The organism is Saccharopolyspora oryzae, assembly GCF_027853915.1.
Taxonomy (GTDB): domain Bacteria; phylum Actinomycetota; class Actinomycetes; order Mycobacteriales; family Pseudonocardiaceae; genus Saccharopolyspora; species Saccharopolyspora oryzae.
This window is the reverse complement of sequence record NZ_JAQGLA010000009.1, coordinates 70,651-89,959: the sequence shown is the minus strand read 5'-3', so window position 1 is coordinate 89,959 and position 19,309 is coordinate 70,651. Positions and strand designations below refer to the sequence as shown.

17 protein-coding genes are annotated in these 19,309 nt (G+C 70.0%); 12 read left to right on the top strand and 5 right to left on the bottom strand.

Annotation, left to right across the window (positions count from 1 at the left end; genetic code table 11):
• From OU415_RS08850 to glnA, 6 genes are all read left to right on the top strand, one after another.
• Positions 1 to 1,440 carry a class I adenylate-forming enzyme family protein gene (locus OU415_RS08850; protein ID WP_270948120.1) on the top strand — a complete coding sequence of 480 codons (1,440 nt, stop codon included), beginning with the start codon at positions 1 to 3 and terminating at the stop codon, positions 1,438 to 1,440.
• Positions 1,433 to 2,650 (top strand): lactate racemase domain-containing protein, encoded by a 1,218-nt coding sequence (locus OU415_RS08845; RefSeq protein ID WP_270948119.1) that lies wholly within the window; start codon positions 1,433 to 1,435, stop codon positions 2,648 to 2,650. Before OU415_RS08850 ends, OU415_RS08845 begins: the two co-directional genes overlap by 8 nt.
• A gap of 66 nt (positions 2,651 to 2,716) precedes the next feature.
• Entirely contained in the window at positions 2,717 to 3,472 is a 756-nt protein-coding gene (locus OU415_RS08840) for an SDR family NAD(P)-dependent oxidoreductase (RefSeq protein ID WP_270948118.1), read from the top strand.
• 115 nt (positions 3,473 to 3,587) lie between these two features.
• Entirely contained in the window at positions 3,588 to 3,788 is a 201-nt protein-coding gene (locus tag OU415_RS08835) for a hypothetical protein (protein WP_270948196.1), read from the top strand.
• Positions 3,707 to 6,565 carry an excinuclease ABC subunit UvrA gene (uvrA, locus tag OU415_RS08830; RefSeq protein ID WP_270948117.1) on the top strand — a complete coding sequence of 953 codons (2,859 nt, stop codon included), beginning with the start codon at positions 3,707 to 3,709 and terminating at the stop codon, positions 6,563 to 6,565. The genes OU415_RS08835 and uvrA overlap by 82 nt, the downstream gene beginning before the upstream one ends.
• Before the next feature lie 92 nt (positions 6,566 to 6,657).
• A complete protein-coding gene (glnA, locus tag OU415_RS08825; protein ID WP_270948116.1) occupies positions 6,658 to 8,082 on the top strand; it encodes a type I glutamate--ammonia ligase in 1,425 nt (474 codons plus the stop codon).
• Between the two features lie 33 nt (positions 8,083 to 8,115).
• Here glnA and OU415_RS08820 read toward each other — a convergent pair whose 3' ends face one another.
• Positions 8,116 to 9,297, bottom strand: coding sequence for a YncE family protein (locus OU415_RS08820; protein ID WP_270948115.1), 1,182 nt, complete (start codon positions 9,295 to 9,297; stop codon positions 8,116 to 8,118).
• A 135-nt stretch (positions 9,298 to 9,432) separates the two neighbouring features.
• Positions 9,433 to 10,575, bottom strand: coding sequence for an L-talarate/galactarate dehydratase (locus OU415_RS08815; protein WP_270948114.1), 1,143 nt, complete (start codon positions 10,573 to 10,575; stop codon positions 9,433 to 9,435).
• Positions 10,576 to 10,958: 383 nt separating this feature from the next.
• Here OU415_RS08815 and OU415_RS08810 point away from each other — a divergent pair, with 383 nt between their 5' ends.
• Genes OU415_RS08810 through OU415_RS08800 form a run of 3 tightly spaced genes read left to right on the top strand, consistent with a single transcriptional unit; the run spans position 10,959 to position 13,965 of the window.
• The gene (locus OU415_RS08810; protein WP_270948113.1) at positions 10,959 to 11,957 is read left to right on the top strand and encodes a tripartite tricarboxylate transporter substrate binding protein; all 999 of its coding nucleotides are present in this window, start codon (positions 10,959 to 10,961) and stop codon (positions 11,955 to 11,957) included.
• Positions 11,954 to 12,421 (top strand): tripartite tricarboxylate transporter TctB family protein, encoded by a 468-nt coding sequence (locus tag OU415_RS08805; RefSeq protein ID WP_270948112.1) that lies wholly within the window; start codon positions 11,954 to 11,956, stop codon positions 12,419 to 12,421. Before OU415_RS08810 ends, OU415_RS08805 begins: the two co-directional genes overlap by 4 nt.
• 59 nt (positions 12,422 to 12,480) lie before the next feature.
• Positions 12,481 to 13,965 carry a tripartite tricarboxylate transporter permease gene (locus OU415_RS08800; RefSeq protein WP_270948111.1) on the top strand — a complete coding sequence of 495 codons (1,485 nt, stop codon included), beginning with the start codon at positions 12,481 to 12,483 and terminating at the stop codon, positions 13,963 to 13,965.
• Positions 13,966 to 13,982: 17 nt separating this feature from the next.
• Here OU415_RS08800 and OU415_RS08795 read toward each other — a convergent pair whose 3' ends face one another.
• On the bottom strand, positions 13,983 to 14,858 hold the full coding sequence (locus tag OU415_RS08795; protein ID WP_270948110.1) for a LysR substrate-binding domain-containing protein: 876 nt from the start codon (positions 14,856 to 14,858) through the stop codon (positions 13,983 to 13,985).
• A 196-nt stretch (positions 14,859 to 15,054) separates the two neighbouring features.
• Between OU415_RS08795 and kdgD the strand changes: the two genes are divergently transcribed.
• The 3 genes from kdgD to OU415_RS38300 all read left to right on the top strand — a co-directional run bounded on the left by kdgD (position 15,055) and on the right by OU415_RS38300 (position 17,778).
• Positions 15,055 to 15,975 carry a 5-dehydro-4-deoxyglucarate dehydratase gene (kdgD, locus tag OU415_RS08790; protein WP_270948109.1) on the top strand — a complete coding sequence of 307 codons (921 nt, stop codon included), beginning with the start codon at positions 15,055 to 15,057 and terminating at the stop codon, positions 15,973 to 15,975.
• Between the two features lie 148 nt (positions 15,976 to 16,123).
• A complete protein-coding gene (locus tag OU415_RS08785; protein ID WP_270948108.1) occupies positions 16,124 to 17,461 on the top strand; it encodes an enolase C-terminal domain-like protein in 1,338 nt (445 codons plus the stop codon).
• Entirely contained in the window at positions 17,368 to 17,778 is a 411-nt protein-coding gene (locus OU415_RS38300) for a hypothetical protein (RefSeq protein ID WP_408641824.1), read from the top strand. The genes OU415_RS08785 and OU415_RS38300 overlap by 94 nt, the downstream gene beginning before the upstream one ends.
• Before the next feature lie 82 nt (positions 17,779 to 17,860).
• On the opposite strand, the gene OU415_RS08775 is transcribed toward OU415_RS38300, so the two are convergent.
• Positions 17,861 to 18,379, bottom strand: coding sequence for a hypothetical protein (locus OU415_RS08775; RefSeq protein ID WP_270948107.1), 519 nt, complete (start codon positions 18,377 to 18,379; stop codon positions 17,861 to 17,863).
• A gap of 189 nt (positions 18,380 to 18,568) precedes the next feature.
• A complete protein-coding gene (locus OU415_RS08770; protein WP_270948106.1) occupies positions 18,569 to 19,288 on the bottom strand; it encodes a GntR family transcriptional regulator in 720 nt (239 codons plus the stop codon).
• Between the last annotated feature and the right edge of the window lie 21 nt (positions 19,289 to 19,309).

The following is a 19,309-nucleotide window of genomic DNA, read 5'->3' as shown; positions in this document are numbered from 1 at the left end:
ATGCCCCTGTTGATCGGCGACGCGATCCGCGATGCGGCCCGCGCGACACCTCAAGCCACCGCAGCCACCCTCGGCGCGGACCAGATTTCCTTCGCAGCACTCGACGAACAGGCCAACCGCGCCGCCAACGCGCTGCGCGGCCTCGGGGTCCGGCGCGGTGACGTGCTCGCGTGGTGGTCCGGCGCGGCACTGCACAACCTCACCGGGATGCTCGCCTGCGCCCGCATCGGCGCGGTGTTCGCACCGCTGTCACCGCAGCTCGGGCCCGGTGAAGCGCGGCCCGTGCTGGACTACCTCGATCCCCGGCTGCTGGTCTGCGACGACGAGCGGCTGGAGCCGGGCTCGGGGGTGCGGGCAGTAGGCGTCGACGGCCTGGACTCGCTGATCCGGTCGGCTTCCCCGGCAGCGCCGGTGACACCGGATCTCACCGAGGACGACCCGCACATCCTGTACCTGACCAGCGGCAGCACCGGCACCCCCAAGGGCGTGCTGGTCAGCCACCGCGCCAGCTGGCTGCGCTCCGCACCGGGCCCGGCGGACCCGCCGATGCGCGGAATGCTGAGCAGCTTCCCGCTCTTCCACTACGGCGGCTGGCACTACGTGCTGGAAGCATGGCTGAACCGCACCGCCGTGCACCTGGTGCCGAAGGCCGACGCGGCACACCTGATCGACGCCATCCAGCGGCACCGCCCGACCGCGATGTACGCCATCCCGGCGGTCTGGGAACGCGTGCTCGCCGAACCCGCCGATCTCGGCTCGCTGCGCAATGCCGACACCGGGACCTCGCTGGTCGCCGAAGAGCTGCTGGAACGGCTGGCGGCGCGGATCCCGCGAGCTCGCACCCGGATCCTCTACGGCGCCAGCGAAGCCGGCCGGATGACCTCGCTGGCGCACCACGAACTGGCCGGCCACCCCGGCAGCGTCGGAACCCCGTTCGGCGCCGGGCAGATCCGGATCGCCGAGGACGGCGAGGTCCTGTTCCGCGGCCCGACCCTGATGAACGGCTACCTGCGGCTGGCGGACCAACCGGTCCACGACGGCTGGTACCGGACCGGCGACCTCGGTCGGCTCGACGAGCGGGGTTTCCTGTACCTGACCGGGCGAAAGCGGGAAGTCATCCGTTCCGGCGGGGAGACGATCTCGCCTGCCGAGGTGGAGACGGCGATCCGCGGGCTGCCAGGAGTCCGGGACGTCGCGGTGGTCGGCCTGCCCGACTCGACCTGGGGCGAAGTGGTGTGCGCCGCCATCGTCCCGGAGGACGGCCAGCCGATGCCCACCGTCGCGTCGCTGCGCGCCCAACTGCCCGGACTCGCGAGCTACAAGCATCCGCGCGTCATCGCCGCTGCCGCGGAGATCCCGCGCACCAGCGCCACCGGGCAGGTCGTTCGCGCGAAGGTCCGCGCGAACGTGCTCGCCGAGCAAGCGGCGAGCCATGCCTAGGGCGTCCGTCCGCTGGCAGGCCTGGTTCGACGACTGCGACCTGGTGCTGGAGTTCCCCGCGGGCTGGGCAGTGCGCACCTGCTCTCCGCAGGACGCAACCGACATCGGTGCCCGGGGGATCGCGGCGGCCTTCGCCGAACCCTTCGGCGCACCGCGACTCCATGAGATCGCTGCGGGTCGCACCGCGCCGTGCGTCGTGATCGACGACCTCTCGCGGCCGACACCCGGAGCGCGCCTGATACCGGCCGTGCTCGACGAGTTGGCCGCCGCCGGGATCGCCGCCGAAGAGGTCACGGTGCTGATCGGCGCAGCCAACCACCGGCCGCTGATGCGCGCCGATCTGCTGAAGAAGGTCGGCGAGGAGGTGCTGTCCCGCTGCCGGGTGCGCAACCACTTCTCCTGGACCGGGTGCCGCGAGATCGGCACCACCACCCGCGGCACCCCGGTGCGCCTCAACACCGATTTCCTCGACGCCGACCTGAAGATCCTGGTCGGTTCGATCGTGCCGCACCCGGTCACCGGTTTCTCCGGCGGCGCGAAGCTCGTGCTGCCCGCGGTGGCGGCCATCGAATCGGCCCAGGCGTTCCACACCGGTGTGCCGAAACGCGGTGAGCGGCTGGGCATGACCGAGACGACTGCCCGCCGCGACGCCGAGGAAGCCGGCCGCATGGCCGGGGTGGACTTCATCGTCAACGCGATCCCCACCACCAACCGCGGCATCGCGGGCCTGGTCACCGGAGACCTGGTGGCAGCGCACCGCGCCGGGGTGGACATCGCCCGCCAGGTCTACGCCACACCGGACCCGGGCGAGGTCGACGTCGCCGTGTTCGCCAGCTATCCCAAGGACAACGAGTTCCTGCAGTACTCCACCGCCCTGTCCGCCCCCACCGGCGCCGGACGATCCCCGGTGCGTCCGGGAGGGACCGTGGTGATCGCCACGGCGGCCACCGAAGGCATGGGCTTCCACTCCCTGTTCGGCCCGGGCATGCCGCTCGGCCACCTCGCGCCCACCCCCAGCGGGGACTTCGACCTCGTGATCTTCAGCCCCGGCGTGAGCGCCAACGATCTGCGCCCCGAACAACGGGCCGAGCTGACCCTGTTCAACACGTGGCAGGACACCTCGAACTGGCTGCACCGCAAGCATGGCGACCACGCCGCGGCGGCCGTCTTCCCCACCGGCACCACCCAACTGCTGAGGCCGCCGACCTGACCGCAGGAACTCGATGTGGACGGCGCCTGCGGCGTCCGACCACCGACCACCCTTCGAGGAGCACCCGTGCTGAACACTGCCCAGCCCACCATCAGCCTCGGTTTCACCCCCGGAGACGTCCTGCTGGTCAGCGGCGCCGGGAGCGGGATCGGCGAGGCCATCGCCCTCCGCGCTGCGGAGCTGGGGCTCGCCGTCGCCGCCTGGGACCTCGACGGGAGCGCCGTCGCCGCCACCGTCGACCGGATCACCAGGACCGGCGGCAAGGCCATCGCGGTCACCGCTGACGTCTCCGCACCCGCCGACGTCGAGCGGGGCTTCGCCGAGAGCCGCCGCCTCGGCGAGATCCGCTACCTCGTCAACAACGCCGGGCCGTCCTCCGCCGGGGACCTCGACTTCGACGACGGCGTCCGGATCGCAGTCGGCAGCGTCCGGTCGATGACCGAAACCTGGCTCTCCGCCGGGGTTCCCGAGGGAGCCGCGCTGGTGAACATCGCTTCCGTCGCCGGAAACCTCATGGGCACGGATTCGCCCTGGTACTGCGCCGCCAAGGCGGGGATCGCCGGCTACACCAGGCACCTCGCCACCTACCGGAACACCGAGGTGCGCAGCAACGCGGTCGCCCCGGGCATGACCGACACCCCGCGACTCCGGGGCTTCGCGCGGAGCGAGGTCGGGCAGCGGTCGCTGGAGAAGAACCCGATGAAGCGGATGGCGACCGCGGACGACATCGCGTGGTCCGCGCTGTTCCTGCTCTGCCCGCTCGCCTCCTACATCAACGGCGTCCTGCTGCCGGTGGACGGCGGCTGGGCGGTGACCCAGTGACCGGCGGGCCGGCGGATCCGCGAGGTCGTGCTGCCACCGCACCGGCGCCTTAGCGGCTCCACCGGCACCATGCGCATCGCGGGCAACTGCAATTCGCTGCTGCACCGTCCACAGCGTGGCTGATGTGGCGCTCGGCGTGTGCTGGGACGCCACCGGCGAGGCCGCTGCGGTGGGCGAGTTCGAAGCCCTGTGCCAAACTGATTGCGTTGTCCTGACGTGGGTTGGTCTTGAGGCGTGGCTGACCGGCTGGTTGTTCGTGGCGCGCGTGAGCACAACTTGCGCGGCGTGGGCGTCGACCTGCCCCGCGACAGCTTGATCGTGTTCACCGGTCTGTCCGGTTCCGGGAAGTCGTCGCTGGCGTTCGACACGATCTTCGCGGAGGGCCAGCGCCGGTACGTGGAGTCCCTGTCGGCGTACGCGCGCCAGTTCCTGGGGCAGATGGACAAGCCGGACGTGGAGGTCATCGAGGGCTTGTCGCCCGCGGTGTCGATCGATCAGAAGGCCGCGAGCCACAACCCGCGTTCGACGGTGGGCACGGTCACCGAGGTCTACGACTACCTGCGGCTGCTGTACGCCCGCGCCGGGGTGCCGCACTGCCCGGTCTGCGGCGAGCGGATCAGCAGGCAGACCCCGCAGCAGGTCGTCGACCAGGTGCTGGGCCTGCCGGAGCGCACCCGCTTCCAGGTGCTGGCCCCGGTGGTGCGCGGGCGCAAGGGCGAGTACGCCGATCTGTTCGCGCGCCTGCGGTCGCAGGGGTATTCGCGGGTGTCGGTGGACGGCCAGGTGCACCACCTCGACGAGGTGCCGAAGTTGCGGAAGCAGGAGAAGCACTCCGTCGAGGTGGTCGTCGACCGGCTCACGGTGAAGCCGGGCGCGAAGCAGCGGCTCACGGAGTCGGTGGAGACGGCGCTGGGGTTGGCGGACGGCCTCGTGACGCTGGAGTTCGTCGACCAGCCGCCGCGCTCGCCGGACCGGCAGTGGTCGTTCTCGCAGAACCTCGCGTGTCCCCGCGGGCACCCCATCGACGTGCAGGACTTCGAGCCGCGGTCCTTCTCCTTCAACTCGCCCTACGGCGCGTGCCCGGTGTGCACCGGGATCGGGGTGCGCCGCGAGGTCGACCCGGACCTGGTCGTCGCGAACCCGGACCTGTCGTTGGCGGAAGGCGCCATCGCACCGTGGCAGGGCGGCCAGAGCGAGGAGTACTTCCAGCGCCTGCTGCACTCCTTGGCCGATGCCCGAGGTTTCTCGATGGACGCGCCGTGGCGGCGGCTGCCCGCGAAGGTCCAGAAGGCGGTGCTGCACGGCTGCGACGAGCAGATCCACGTGCACTACCGCAACCGCTACGGCCGGCAGCGGTCGTACTACGCCAGCTTCGAGGGGGTGATCCCGTTCCTGGAGCGCCGCCTGGAGCAGACCGAGTCGGAGTACGTGCGCCAGCGGTACGAGGGGTACTTGCGGGAGGTGCCGTGCCCGGAATGCGAGGGAACCCGCCTGCGGCCGGAAGTCCTCGCCGTCACCCTGGAACACCGGCAGCTCGGGAAGCGCTCGATCGCCGAGGTGTCCGCCCTCTCGGTGGCCGGTTGCGCCGAGTTCCTGCGTGGTCTGGTGCTCGGCCGCCGCGAACGCTCGATCGTCGGCCGGGTGCTCGCGGAAATCCAGGCGCGCCTGGGCTTCCTGCTCGACGTCGGGCTGGACTACCTGTCGCTGGACCGGGCCGCGGGCACGCTCGCCGGCGGGGAAGCCCAGCGGATCCGCTTGGCCACGCAGATCGGCTCCGGTCTCGCCGGCGTCCTCTACGTGCTGGACGAGCCGTCGATCGGCCTGCACCCGCGGGACAACCACCGGTTGATCGCAACGCTGACCCGGCTGCGCGATCTCGGCAACACGCTGATCGTCGTCGAGCACGACGAGGACACCATCCGCGCCGCGGACTGGGTCGTGGACATCGGTCCGGGCGCGGGCGAGCACGGCGGGTCCATCGTGCACAGCGGTCCGCTGGACACCTTGCTGGCCAACCAGAAGTCGTTGACCGCTGCGTACCTGACCGGCCGCCGCTCGATTCCGGTGCCTGCCGTGCGACGGCCAGCTGATCCGGCGCGGGCACTGGTCGTTCAGGCGGCGCGCGAGCACAACCTCCGCGGCATCGACGTGTCCTTCCCCCTGGGTTGCATGATCGCCGTGACCGGGGTTTCCGGCTCGGGCAAGTCGACCCTGGTCAACGACATCCTGTACAACGGGCTGGCCAGGCAGCTGCACGGCGCCCACGCGGTGCCGGGCAAGCACCGCGGCATCACCGGCGTCCACCACATCGCCAAGGTCGTCCACGTCGACCAGTCCCCCATCGGTCGCACCCCGCGGTCCAACCCGGCCACCTACACGGGGGCGTTCGATCCCATCCGCAAGCTGTTCGCCGCCACCACCACCGCCAAGGTCCGCGGCTACCAGCCCGGGCGCTTCTCCTTCAACGTGCCGGGCGGACGCTGCGAAGCCTGCGCCGGGGCGGGCACCATCCGCATCGAGATGCAGTTCCTGCCCGACGTGTACGTGCCGTGCGAGCAGTGCGGCGGGGCCCGCTACAACAGGGAAACCCTGGACGTGCGGTACAAGGCGAAGACGATCACCGAGGTACTGGACATGCCCATCGAACAGGCGTTGGAGTTCTTCGGGCCGTTGCCGGGGATCGCTCGCCGGCTGCGCACGTTGGTGGACGTCGGCCTCGGGTACGTGCGGCTGGGGCAGCCGGCACCGACGCTGTCCGGCGGCGAGGCGCAGCGGGTGAAGCTGGCGACGGAGCTCACGCGACGGTCCAACGCGGGCACCGTGTACATCCTCGACGAGCCGACGACCGGGCTGCACTTCGACGACGTGCACAAGCTGCTCGACGTGCTGCAACGCCTGGTGGAAGCGGGCAACACGGTCATCGTCATCGAGCACAACCTCGAGGTCGTCAAGACCGCCGACTGGATCGTCGACCTGGGGCCGGAGGCCGGGTCGGCGGGCGGCCGGGTGGTCGTCACGGGCACCCCCGAAGCGGTCGCCGAGGCGGAGACCAGCTACACCGGGCAGTTCCTGCGCCACGTGCTCGCTTCCTGAGCCCGGAGGAAGAGGTGATCGGCTGCGCATTCGAGTCCCGGAACGACCAACGCACTTCGAGCCCCTCGCCCGAGGAGATGTGGGAGGTAGCCATGTTCACCAGTCCGGACGACGTCCTGCGGTTCATCTCCGACGAGGACGTGAAGTTCGTCGATGTCCGGTTCTGCGATCTTCCCGGCATCATGCAGCACTTCGCCGTGCCCGCGAAGTCGTTCGCCGCGGAGATCTTCGACGAGGGCATCGCCTTCGACGGGTCGTCGGTGCGCGGCTTCCAGTCGATCCACGAGTCGGACATGCTGCTGCTGCCCGATCCCTACACCGCGCGGGTGGATCCGTTCCGCACCGAGAAGACGTTGAGCCTCAACTTCTTCGTGCACGACCCGTTCACCTTGCAGCCCTACAGCCGCGACCCGCGCAACATCGCGCGCAAGGCCGAGCAGTACCTCGCCGAAACCGGCATCGCCGACCTGGCCTACTTCGGCCCGGAAGCCGAGTTCTACCTCTTCGACTCGGTGCGGTTCTCCACCGCGGAGCACGCTTCGTTCCACGAGATCGACGCCGTTGAGGGCTGGTGGAACACCGGCCGGGCGGAGGAGGGCGGCAACCAGGGCTACAAGATCAAGTACAAGGCGGGGTACTTCCCGGTCCCGCCCACCGACCACCTGGCGGACCTGCGGGACGAGATCGTGCTGAACCTGATCGATGCGGGTTTCACCGTGGAGAAGGCCCACCACGAGGTCGGCACCGCGGGCCAGGCCGAGATCAACTACAGGTTCAACACGTTGCTGCACGCCGCCGACGACCTCCAGCTCTACAAGTACGTCGTGAAGAACACCGCGTGGCAGCACGGCAAGACGGCCACGTTCATGCCCAAACCGCTGTTCGGCGACAACGGATCCGGCATGCACACCCACCAGTCGTTGTGGAAGGGCGGCCGGCCGCTGTTCCACGACGAGGCCGGTTACGCCGGGCTCTCCGATCTCGCCCGGCACTACATCGGCGGCGTCCTGCACCACGCGCCGAGCCTGCTGGGGTTGACCAATCCGACGGTGAACTCCTACCACCGCATGGTGCCGGGGTTCGAGGCGCCGGTGAACCTCGTCTACTCCCAGCGCAACCGCTCGGCCTGCATCCGCATCCCGGTCACGGGCGCCAACCCGGCGGCCAAGCGGATCGAGTTCCGCTGCCCGGACTCCTCCGGAAACCCCTACCTCGCCTTCGCGGCGATGATGCTGGCCGGGCTGGACGGCATCGCGAACAAGATCGAGCCGCCGGAGCCCATCGACAAGGACCTCTACGAGCTGCCGCCCGAGGAAGCCGGCGCGGTGGTGCAAGTCCCGTCGTCGCTGGACGCCGTGCTGAACAGCCTCGAAGCCGACCACGACTTCCTGCTGCGCGGCGATGTCTTCACCTCGGACGTGATCGAGACCTGGCTCGCCTTCAAGCGGGAGCACGAGATCGACCCGCTGCGGCTGCGCCCGAATCCGTACGAGTTCGAGCTCTACTACGACGTGTGATCGGAGGTATCGCGCAGCCGCTGCCGGTGGTCGTCAGCGGAGGTTGCCGGTGTGCCCGAGGGAATACCGGCCTGGCTGCGGCATGTAGGTCAGCCCGTGCGGGCCGGCGCCGACCCGGATCCGCGCCAGCAGGTGACCGGTGTCGGTGTCGAACACGTAGACCTCGTTGTGGTACCGGCCGGACAGCCACAGCTGCTTGCCGTCGGCGGAAACCCCGCCCATGTCCGGGCTTCCGCCGCCGGGGACCTGCCACTTGCCGATCGGCTGGTGGGTGGTGCTGTCCAGGACCGACACGCTGCCCTCTCCCCGGTTGGCGACGAACACGCGCCGCGAATCGCGGGAGAAGTAGATCCCGTGCGCGCCCTTGCCGGTGGGCACGAAACCGATCTGCCGGCTCGCCGCGCCGTCGAACAGGTACACGCCCCCGGCCATCATGTCGGCCACGTAGAACGTGCTGCCGTCCGGCGCCAGCCGGCTGTCCTGCGGCATCCCGTCGTGCACTTGGTCGAGCTGGAAGGTGCGCACCTGCCGGCGCTCGGCGACGTCGAGCACGATCATCCTGTTGGCGAACTCGCACGTCACCAGCGCGAGTTTGCCGTCGGCGGTGAAGTCCATGTGGTTGACCCCGGCGCAGTCGGGCACGGACACCTGCCCTTGCCGCTGCCAGGTGTGCGGATCGTAGAAGTCCAGGCGCTTGTAGTACTCCGCGACGACGATGGCCGAGCTGCCGTCCGGGGTGAAGTACAGGTTGTACGGGTCCTGGACCTGCAGCGGGACACCGGGCTTGCCGGTCTTCGGATCGACCGGGGTGAGCGTCCCGCCCGGCACTTCGTCGGCGGCGACGTAGAGCGTCTTCAGGTCGTAGGACGGAACGACGTGCTGCGGCTCGTTTCCTCCTGGGAACGTGTCGACGACCTTGAAGGTGTTCGGGTCGATCACCGACACGGTGTCGTCCAGGCTGTTGGGCACGTACACCAGGTTGCGCACCCCGTCCATGGCTTCCGACAGCTGGCCGGGGCGGGTCGCCGCGTAGACGTCACCGGCGTCGAGCGGGGGTGGCATCCCCGCCAGCAAGTCGGTCTGCGGAGGTGCCGGAACCTCCGTGGGTGCGGACACGTCGGCGTGCACCTGGCGGTCCGGTTCCGGGACACCGCAAGCCGCCGCCACGAGCCCGAAGACACCCAACAACCCTAGGAACGCTTTCCTGAACCGCACGGCCGCGACGCTACAAGTCACCCGAAGAAGAGCGCGGAAAACCACGCCTCCGAAGTCGGCATAAGGCCTTAAAGGGTGACCCGCGCCCGCGCCTTCGAACCCGCCGGGCCCGGTAGAAGGGCCGACTTCGCCGGGTCAGCCGTGGACTTCGTGTTGCGCGACCGTCCAGGACCGGGCTTGGTCGCTGATCGTCACTCCGAGGCCTGGGCGCGAGGAGAGGTGCATCCGGCCGTCCTCGATCCGGAGGTGTTCGTTGAACAGGGGGTCGAGCCATTCGAAGTGCTCCACCCACGGTTCCCTGGCGTAGGCCGCCGCGAGGTGGATGTGGATCTCCATCGCGAAGTGCGGGGCCAGCTGGAGGTTACGGTCGTCGGCCAGGGACATCACCTTCAGGAACTGGGTGATGCCGCCGACCCGCGGGGCGTCGGGCTGGACGACGTCGGCGCCGCCCGCCCGGATCAGCTCGCGGTGCTCGGCCACGCTGGTCAGCATTTCACCCGTTGCGATCGAGGTGTCGAAGTTCGACGCGAGCACGGCGTGGCCCTCGAAGTCGTAGGCGTCCAGGGGTTCTTCGATCCACACCAGGTTCAGCGGATCCAGGGCTCGGCACATGCGTCGCGCGGTGGGGCGGTCCCACTGCTGGTTGGCGTCGACCATCAGCGCCGCACCGTCGCCGATCTCCTCGCGGACCGCGGTCACCCGGGCCAGGTCGACGGCGTTGTCCGGATGACCGACCTTGATCTTGATGCCACCGATGCCGCCGGCCACCGACTCCGCCGCCCGGTCCACGACCTCCTCGATCGGCGCGTGCAGGAATCCGCCGGAGGTGTTGTAGCAGCGCACCGAGTCCCGGTGCGCGCCCAGGAGCTTCGCCAGCGGCAGGCCCGCGCGCTTGGCCTTGAGGTCCCACAGCGCGACGTCGAAGGCCGCGATCGCCTGCACCGACAACCCGCTGCGGCCGACCGAGGCACCGGCCCAGACGAGCTTGTCCCAGATCTTGGCGATGTCGCTGGGGTCTTCGCCGATCAGCACCGGGGCGATCTCGCGGGCGTGGGCGTACTGACCGGGGCCACCGGCGCGCTTCGAGTAGCTGAAGCCGATGCCCACCAGCCCGCTGGCCGTGGTGATCTCGGCGAACAGCACGGCCACCTCGGTCATCGGCTTCTGCCGCCCGGTCAGCACCTTGGCGTCGCTGATCGCGGTGGGCAGCGGCAGCGTCACCGAGGTGATCTCGACGCAGTCGATCCGGTCCAGGACGGCTGATTCGGTCGCGGTCACGGGTTCCCCCTCCATCGACGTCCACTGTGGACTCGGCTGCGCGCGGGCGGGTTCGTCGAACCGGATGCGCTTGATCGTGACCGAACCGCCAGCCCGACCTGGGCCAGTGCTCCGCAGTGACCAGGACTTTAAGTCGGCGCACCGATTCCGGTCCAACACCAAATCAACATCGATCAATACCTGGACTGCATCGGCGCATCCAGCGTGGAAGTCGGCGCGGCACTCCCCCGCGCCGCCGGGCAGTGATGCGCGGAAGGTATCACTCGATACCAAATCGACCTTGGACACGCATCGCACGCGATCTTAGGCTGCCGAGCGTTCGACACCGTGACGGCACTCACACCGCGACGGTGGGCCGCCTCCAGCCGAAGGAGCCCCAGGTGATGTCGAAAGTCCCCGCACTCCGAAGAGTTCTGCCGTCCGTGCTCGCCGCTGCGCTGTCCCTACCGCTCGCCGCATGCGGCGGGAACCTGTCCAGCGGTGGTGGGGATTTCCCCGGCGGACCGGTGACGATGCTGGTCGGCCAGGCCCCCGGCGGGAGCACCGATCTCATCGGTCGCGCCCTGGCCGACGGCGCCGCCGACGACCTCGGCGTCGCGATGCCGGTGGTCAACACGCCCGGCGCCAACGGGGCGCTGGCCGCGAAGGAACTCGCCGGCAAGCAGCCGGACGGCCAGCACGTCCTGGTCCTCAACGCGTCGCTGACCTCGATCACCCCGCTGGCGGTCGCACCGGAGGAAGTCGTCGACATCAACGACTTCGAGGTGATCACCGGGGTTTCCCAGGACGACTACGTCCTCGTCGCCAACTCCTCCTCGGGACTGCGCTCGGTACCGGACCTGGTCCAGGCCGGCCGGGACCTCAAGTTCGCCACGACCGGCGTCGGCACCGGCAGCCAGCTGTCCCAGGAACTGCTGTTCAAGCAGGCCGGGATCGCGGGCACCGCGGTTCCCTTCGACGGCGGGTCGCCGGCGATGACCGCGGTCCTCGGCAACCAGGTCGACGTCGCCTCCGTCCAGCTCGGCGAGGCGATCAGCCAGATCAAGGCCGGTCAGCTGACCCCGATCGCCACCTTCTCCGCGCAGCGCAGCCGGTACCTGCCGGAGATCCCGACGGCCGTGGAGCAGGGCTACGACGTGCGGGTTTCGCAGTTCCGCGCAGTGGTCGCACCCAAGGGCACCCCGCCGGAGCGGGTGGAGCGGCTGCGCAAGGCGTTCCAGGCCACCTTCGCCGCGGACCGGTACCGCGAGTTCAACGAGGACAACCTGCTCACCCCGCACGAGGTCGACGGCGCGCAGGTGGTCCAGGAGTGGACCAGCTCGCTGGAGAGCTACCGCGCCATGACCCAGCAGTACGGGATCAGCCTCGGCGGGCCGAAGTGAGCGAAGCCCAGCCGGAGCACGAGCGCCCGGCCGGGATGGCCGCGAACCTGGTCGTCGCGCTCGTCGTGGTCGGAGTCGGGGCCTGCGGCGCGGTCGGGTCCTGGTCGCTGGGGCTGGGCAGCGCCGCGGAGCCGGCGGCCGGGACCTGGCCGTTCCTGGTCAGCCTCGCGATCTCGGTGCTCGGTGTCGTGCTCGCACTGCTGGCTCGGCGCACGCACGACGCGGAGCGGATGTCGTCGGCGAGCTGGGCGGTCCTGGCCGCGATCGCGAGCATGGTCTGCTTCGCCGCGGTGATCACCGCGATCGGGTTCGAGATCCCGGCCGCGCTGCTGGCGTTCGTGTGGCTGCGGTTCCTCGGCCGGGAGTCCTGGCGAATGTCGGTGCTCGGCAGCCTCGGCATCGTGGTCGGGTTCTACGTGGTCTTCGTCGGCTTGCTGGACGTCCCCATCCCCCACCTGTTCTGAACCGGAGAAGAGCTCCCGGTTCCGGCCGCCGTGCACGACACCCCCCGTTAGGAGCGGCGATGGATCTGGCCCCGGTGATCGAGGGGTTCGGCGTCGTTCTCGAACCCACCAACCTGCTCTACTGCCTGATCGGCGTGGTGATCGGGATGCTGGTCGGGGTGCTGCCCGGGCTCGGCCCGGCCGCCACGATCGCGATCCTGCTGCCGTTGACCTTCAACGTCGAGCCGGTCACGGCGATCATCATGCTCGCCGGCATCTTCTACGGCGCGCAGTACGGCGGCACCATCACCTCGGTGCTGCTGCGGTTGCCCGGCGAGGCGTCGTCGGTGGTGACGGTCTTCGACGGCTACGCACTGGCCCGCCAGGGCCGGGCCGGGACCGCGCTGGGCATCGCGGCGATCGGGTCGTTCGTCGGCGGCACCGCCTCGATCGTGGTGCTGTCGGTGCTCGCGCCGCTGATCGCCGGGTTCGCGCTCGACTTCGGCCCGCCCGAGTACGCGGCCCTCGCCCTGCTCGGCATCCTGCTGGTCGCCACCGTCAGCAACGGCGGCCGGGTGAAGGCGATCGTCGCCGCGTGCGTCGGCCTGCTGCTGGCCACCGTCGGCCGGGACGCGTTCACCGGCTCGGAGCGGTTCACCTTCGACTTGCTGCCGCTCTCGGACGGGCTCGACTTCGTGCCGATCGCGATGGGCGTGTTCGGGCTCGGCGAGATCCTCCACAACCTCGAACAGCGGCAGCAGGGCACGATGACCGCCACGCGGGTCGCCAACGCCTGGCCGTCGCGCGGCGACCTCCGGCAGTCGGCCGGGGCGATCGGCCGGGGTTCGGTCCTCGGGTTCGTGCTCGGGGTGCTGCCCGGCGGTGGCGCGACGCTCGCCTCGCTCGCGGCCTACGCGGTGGAGAAGCGCCGGTCGAAGACCCCGGAGCGGTTCGGCCAGGGCGCGGTCGAGGGGGTGGCCGCGCCGGAGACGGCGAACAACGCCGCAGCGACGTCGTCGTTCATCCCGCTGCTCACGCTCGGGATCCCGGCCAACGCCACGATGGCGATGATCTTCGGCGCGCTGCTGATCCAGGGCGTGACGCCGGGCCCGCAGCTGGTCGACGAGGACCCGGAGCTGTTCTGGGGCGTGGTGAACTCCATGTACCTCGGCAACGTCCTGCTGCTGATCATGAGCATCCCGCTGGTCGGGCTGTTCGTGAAGATCCTGCGGGTGCGCCCGGCGGTGCTCGCGCCGATCACCGTGCTGATCACGCTGGTGGGCGTTTACACCGTCCGCAACAGCGTTTTCGACATCGCGCTGGTGATCGCTTTCGGCGTGCTCGGCTACCTGATGAAGAAGTTCGGCTTCGAACCCGGTCCGCTGGTGCTGGCGTTCGTCCTCGGCTCGCTGCTGGAGACCTCGCTGCGGCGGTCGTTGCTGCTGTTCGAGGGGGACCCGACCGGCTTCGTCACCAGGCCGATCTCCGGCACCCTGCTCGTGTTCCTGGCCGTCGTCGCGCTGTTCCCGCTCGTGCAACGGCTCGTCCGCGCCAGGAGCCGCTGAGTGTCCACAGTGGTGGGTCAGAGCAGATCGAGCAGCGCGTGCAGAGCCGGGTTGTCGTTCGCGCGGCGCCAGACCAGGTGCAGTTCCACCGGATCCGGTTCGGGCAGCTGCAGCGGTCGGAAGCGCACGCCTTCGAAGTGCAGCCGTGCCGCGGTGGCGGGCACCAGCGCGGCACCGAGCCCGACCTGCACCAGGGCCAGAGCGGTGTGGATCTGGCTGACGTGCTGCACGTACGTCGGCCGCACCCCGGTCCGGCCGAAGGCGGTGACGAGCAGTTCGTGGAAGTACCGCGCTTCCGTCGGGGAGTACATCACCACGTCGGCGCCGTGGAACTCGCCCAGTTCCAGCGGTTCGGAGCCATCCGCGAGCGGGTGCCCGTCCGGCAGCGCGGCCAGCAGGGGTTCGGAGCGGAACAGCCGCGACGCCAGCTCGGGACGCGCGGCCGGCGGGCGGGCGAGCCCGAGGTCCAGGGAACCGCCCGACAGCCGTTCCGCCTGGTCGCGGGTCACCAGCTCGTGCAGCACCACGTCCACGTGCGGCAGGTGCTCGCGAACGGTGGCCAGCAGGCCGCCGAGCACCCCGTACGCCGAGGTCGCGGTGAACCCGATGCGGATGATGCCGGCCTGGCCGAGGGTCGCGCGCCGCACCGAGAGCGCGGCGTTCTCCGCCTCGTGCAGCAGACGTCGCGCGTCCTGCAGGAACGCGCGGCCGGCCGGAGTCAGCCGCACGGTGCGGCTGGTGCGGTCGAACAGCTGGACCTTGAGCTCCTTCTCCAGCTGCTGGATCTGCCGGGTCAGCGGGGGCTGGGTCATGCGCAGCCGCTGCGCGGCCCGGCCGAAGTGCTGCTCCTCGGCCACCGCGACGAAACCCGTGAGTTGGTTGAGCGTGAACATCGATGCTGCCCCGGTATCAGTAGATGCATTGTTTGATTTGGACGGGCATTGATGGGCCACCTTACTGTCATCCGCAGACCGACCGTCCGAAGACACCAGGAAGTCGCTCCTGCTCGTCGGCGAACGCACCGCCCAGCCGCCGGGCCGCGCAGCCGGCAAGGACGTCGTCAGGAATCGCCCACGGAGGAGATCTTTGATGTCCGCGTACTCGCCCACCGGCATGGCCCGGCAGCTCGCCAGCGGGTTGCTGTCGTTCCCGGTGACCCACTTCCGGCCCGACCTCGGCTTCGACGAGGCCGCCTACCGCGAGAACATCGGCTGGTTGAGCCGTTTCGGCGCGGCCGGGCTGTTCGCGGCCGGCGGCACCGGCGAGTTCTTCTCGCTGACCCCGGCCGAGGTCGAGCAGGTGGTGACCGCCGCCGTGCAGGAGGTGCCTGCGGGACTGCCGGTGATCGCCCCGGCCGGGTACGGCACCGCGACGGCGGTGGAGATGGCCCGCGCCGCCGAACGCGCCGGGGCAGCCGGTCTGCTGCTGCTCCCGCCCTACCTGACCGAAGCCGACCAGGCCGGGCTCGCCGCGCACGTCCGGGCGGTCTGCGCCGCCACCGGGCTCGGGGTGGTCCTCTACAGCCGGGCCAACGCGATCTTCGAGGACACCACGGTCGCGGAGCTCGCCGAGGACTGCCCGAACCTGGTCGGGTTCAAGGACGGCGTCGGCAACGTGGAGAAGATGACCCGCCTGTACTCCCGGCTCGGCGACCGGCTCACCTACGTCGGCGGACTGCCCACTGCCGAGACGTTCGCACTGCCGCTGCTGGAACTGGGCGTGACCACCTACTCGTCGGCGATGTTCAACTTCGTGCCGGAGTTCGCGCTGCGCTTCTACCGGGCGGTCAGAGATCGGGACCGCGCCGCGGTGTACCGGTACCTGAACGAGTTCGTGCTGCCGTACTGCGACATCCGCAACCGGCGCGCCGGGTACGCGGTGAGCATCGTGAAGGCGGGCATGAAGGTCATCGGCCGCCCGGCCGGGCCGGTGCGCCCGCCGCTCGTCGACCTGGACGACGCCGAACTCGCCGCGCTGGCCGACCTGGTCGAGCGCGTGCCGGAGGAGTGATGACACCACCCACCGAATCGCCGGCTCCGGCGTTCCTGAACGGGACGCGCGATTTCAACGAGGTTTTCATCCCGATCGCCTGACGTGGCAGCGGCGCCCGGCGGCGGGCGAGCCGCGCTGCGAAAACCGTTTTGGTGCGGAGGAACGCATGACGCAGAAGCAGCCCGTGGTCACCGCGATGCGGGTGGTCCCGATCGCCGGGCACGACAGCATGCTGCTCAACCTCAGCGGGGCCCACGCCCCGCACTTCACCCGAAACCTGGTGATCCTCACCGATTCCGAAGGCCGGACCGGGGTCGGCGAGGTGCCCGGCGGCGAACCGATCCGCAGCACGCTCGACGACGCGGCGGACCTGGTCGTCGGACGGCCGGTCGCCCGGGTGCGCTCGGTCCTCGGCGAGGTGCGCGCCCGGTTCGCCGACCGCGATGCGGGCGGTCGCGGCGCGCAGACCTTCGACCTGCGCGTCGCGGTCCACGCCAGCACGGCGATCGAGTCGGCGATGCTCGACCTCCTCGGCCAGCACCTGGAGGTGCCGGTGGCCGAACTGCTCGGCGACGGGCAGCAGCGCGACTCGGTGCCGGTGCTCGGCTACCTTTTCTTCGTCGGCGACCGGAAGCGAACCGACCTCGCCTACCGGAGCCCGGCGGACGAACCCGACGACGACTGGCTGCGCCTGCGCCACGAGGAAGCCCTCACACCGGAATCGGTCGTGCGCTTGGCGGAAGCGGCGCGGCAGCGCTACGGGTTCCGCGACTTCAAGCTCAAGGGCGGTGTCCTGCCCGGACCGGCCGAAGCCGAGGTCGTCACCGCGCTGGCGCAGCGGTTCCCCGAAGCGCGGATCACCCTGGACCCCAATGGCGGCTGGCAGCTGGCCGAAGCGATCGAGATCGGCCGCGCCCTGCGCGACGTCCTCGCCTACGCGGAGGACCCGTGCGGCGCCGAGGGCGGCTACTCGGGTCGCGAGACGATGGCGGAGTTCCGCCGCGCGACCGGGTTGCCCACCGCCACCAACATGATCGCCACCGACTGGCGGCAGCTCCACCACGCGATCCGCGCCGCAGCGGTGGACATCCCCCTGGCAGACCCGCACTTCTGGACGATGAGCGGCTCGGTGCGGGTGGCCCAGCTCTGCCACGAGTGGGGCCTGACCTGGGGCTCGCACTCCAACAACCACTTCGACGTGTCCCTGGCGATGTTCACCCACGTCGCAGCGGCGGCCCCCGGCGAGATCACCGCGATCGACACCCACTGGATCTGGCAGGACGGCCAGCGGATCACCCGGGATCCGCTGCGCATCACCGAAGGCCGGATCGACGTCCCCGCCTCCCCCGGCCTCGGGGTGGTCCTCGACGTGGACCGGGTGCAGGCAGCCCACGAGCTCTACCTGGAGCAATGCCTCGGAGCCCGCGACGACGCAGCAGCGATGCAGCACCTGATCCCGGGCTGGACCTTCAACCCCAAACGCCCAGCCCTCGACCGCGACTGACACCCGCGGCAGGCCGTGATCTCACCCCTGATGCGGGGCACCGAGTCGCGAATTCGTCTTCGTGGCAACAGCTTCGGGAGTCACGCGGGTCGGATCCACTTGTCGCAACCGCAGCCCTCTCCGGAGTTCCCATCCCCGGATTCGGCGCCGCACTGAGCTACTACGACTCACTCGCCGCCAAACGCCTCCCCGCCGCACTCGTCCAAGGCCAACGCGACTACTTCGGAGCCCACACCTTCCACCGCATCGACGAACCCGGCACCTTCCACACCCGGTGGTCCGACAACCGCACCGAAACCACCATCACCGACCACTAGGGCGTGTCCGGCCACGAGATCTCCGGAAAGATCATCGTCTTGGTCGATGGCACATCAACGGGCCAGCACTTCGATACACGCCCTAGCGGAGCAGGTCCGGCCGGACTCTGGCTATCTCCTGAGCCAGCTGCCGGACCGTGGTGGTGTCCGGCAGTCTCAGCTCCACTTCCGGATCGGCAGTGGGCAGGCGTCGCAACAGCGCGCTGTGGCGGGTGACGAAGCGACGGTCCACGGGGGTGAACACCAGGGCCGACCGCACCGCCCTCGAGTTCGGGTCGTCCTTGACCGGCGGGCGGGCTTCCTGGCCGCGCACGGCACGCAGCTCGTCCCACGCGATCAGGTCGGATTTGCGACCGGCCCGCCACCACAGTCCACGTTCATCGACGGCGAAGCGATGCGTGCGGGGGACGGAGCCGACCATCACCAGCAGGCCGCCCAGCGCGAACGCGCCGAACAGGAACGACACGAGGGCCGGAGAAAGATCGGCTTTCGACGTCCCCGACGGGTTCCCGATGTCGGGGAAGACGAAGGCCATCCCGAAGAAGACGAACATGGCCAGCCCGCCGATGAACATCGCCCGGCCGGATCGATACTCGACCACGGGCGTCCCAGGATCGGGTGACCATGTTCGTGCGGACACGGCAGGCAGCGTAGCTGAAGACGGGAACCGGCAGATGCATCATCTGGCGAAACCGTCACGCTGACGATCAACGACTGCGAGCCGCAGTCGACAGGGCGAACGTTGCCTGATGCGGCACTAGCGCTGCACGCCGTTGAGGCTGGCGGGTGTTCAGCGGCGTCGGGGGGCTGTGGTGTCGGCCAGGACGATGCCGGTGGCGGCCCGGTTCGGGTGCTCGGTTCCGGAGACGAGCCCTTCGAGGACCCGGGCTCGGCTCGCTTCGATCTGCTGGACGACGATCTCGCGGGCCCGGGGAGCGTCTCGGGCCAGGAGCGCGTCGTGGAGGTCGTGGTGCTCGTGCACCATCTCCGCGGCGCGGTCGCGGTTGCCGAGGCTGATGAAGAACAGCCGCTGCATCTCCTCGAGCAGGCCTTGCAGGGTCCTGGCCAGGCGTTCGTTGCCGGTCGCCTTGGCGATGCGGACGTGGAACTCCCGGTTGTCCTGGAGGAACCGCTCGTAGCTGAGCGTGTCACCGTGCACGTACGTCTTGTGGGCGAGCGCGTGCAGTTCCTCCAGCTCTTCCTGCGGTGCGCGCTGCGCGGCGAGCTCGACCGCCACCGGTTCGAGCACGAGTCGCATTTCGAACAGGTCCTGGACGCTGGCCAGGGTGACCACCGAGACCCGGTAGCCCTGCCGAGGGCGCACCTCGACGAAACCCTCCTGCACCAGGCGGCGCAGCGCCTCGCGGACCGGGGAGCGGCCGAACCCGGTGGCCTCGGTGAGGGCGACCTCGCGCAGCTCCTCCCCCGGCGCCAGCTCGCTGGTCAGGATCAGGTGCTTGAGGTGCTGGTAGGCGCTCTCGGTCGCGCTGCCTGAAACGTTTCGTGACATGTCAGGTGCGATGATACCGCT

What these genes read in the sequence shown, in the direction of transcription:
- kdgD (WP_270948109.1), top strand. Translation starts at nt 15,055, where the DNA reads ATGTCCGCGTACTCGCCCACCGGCATGGCCCGGCAGCTCGCCAGCGGG.
- OU415_RS08810 (WP_270948113.1), top strand. Translation starts at nt 10,959, where the DNA reads ATGTCGAAAGTCCCCGCACTCCGAAGAGTTCTGCCGTCCGTGCTCGCC.
- OU415_RS08770 (WP_270948106.1), bottom strand. Translation starts at nt 19,288, where the DNA reads ATGTCACGAAACGTTTCAGGCAGCGCGACCGAGAGCGCCTACCAGCAC.
- OU415_RS08845 (WP_270948119.1), top strand. Translation starts at nt 1,433, where the DNA reads ATGCCTAGGGCGTCCGTCCGCTGGCAGGCCTGGTTCGACGACTGCGAC.
- OU415_RS38300 (WP_408641824.1), top strand. Translation starts at nt 17,368, where the DNA reads ATGCCTCGGAGCCCGCGACGACGCAGCAGCGATGCAGCACCTGATCCC.
- OU415_RS08850 (WP_270948120.1), top strand. Translation starts at nt 1, where the DNA reads ATGCCCCTGTTGATCGGCGACGCGATCCGCGATGCGGCCCGCGCGACA.
- OU415_RS08785 (WP_270948108.1), top strand. Translation starts at nt 16,124, where the DNA reads ATGACGCAGAAGCAGCCCGTGGTCACCGCGATGCGGGTGGTCCCGATC.
- OU415_RS08795 (WP_270948110.1), bottom strand. Translation starts at nt 14,858, where the DNA reads ATGTTCACGCTCAACCAACTCACGGGTTTCGTCGCGGTGGCCGAGGAG.
- glnA (WP_270948116.1), top strand. Translation starts at nt 6,658, where the DNA reads ATGTTCACCAGTCCGGACGACGTCCTGCGGTTCATCTCCGACGAGGAC.
- OU415_RS08800 (WP_270948111.1), top strand. Translation starts at nt 12,481, where the DNA reads ATGGATCTGGCCCCGGTGATCGAGGGGTTCGGCGTCGTTCTCGAACCC.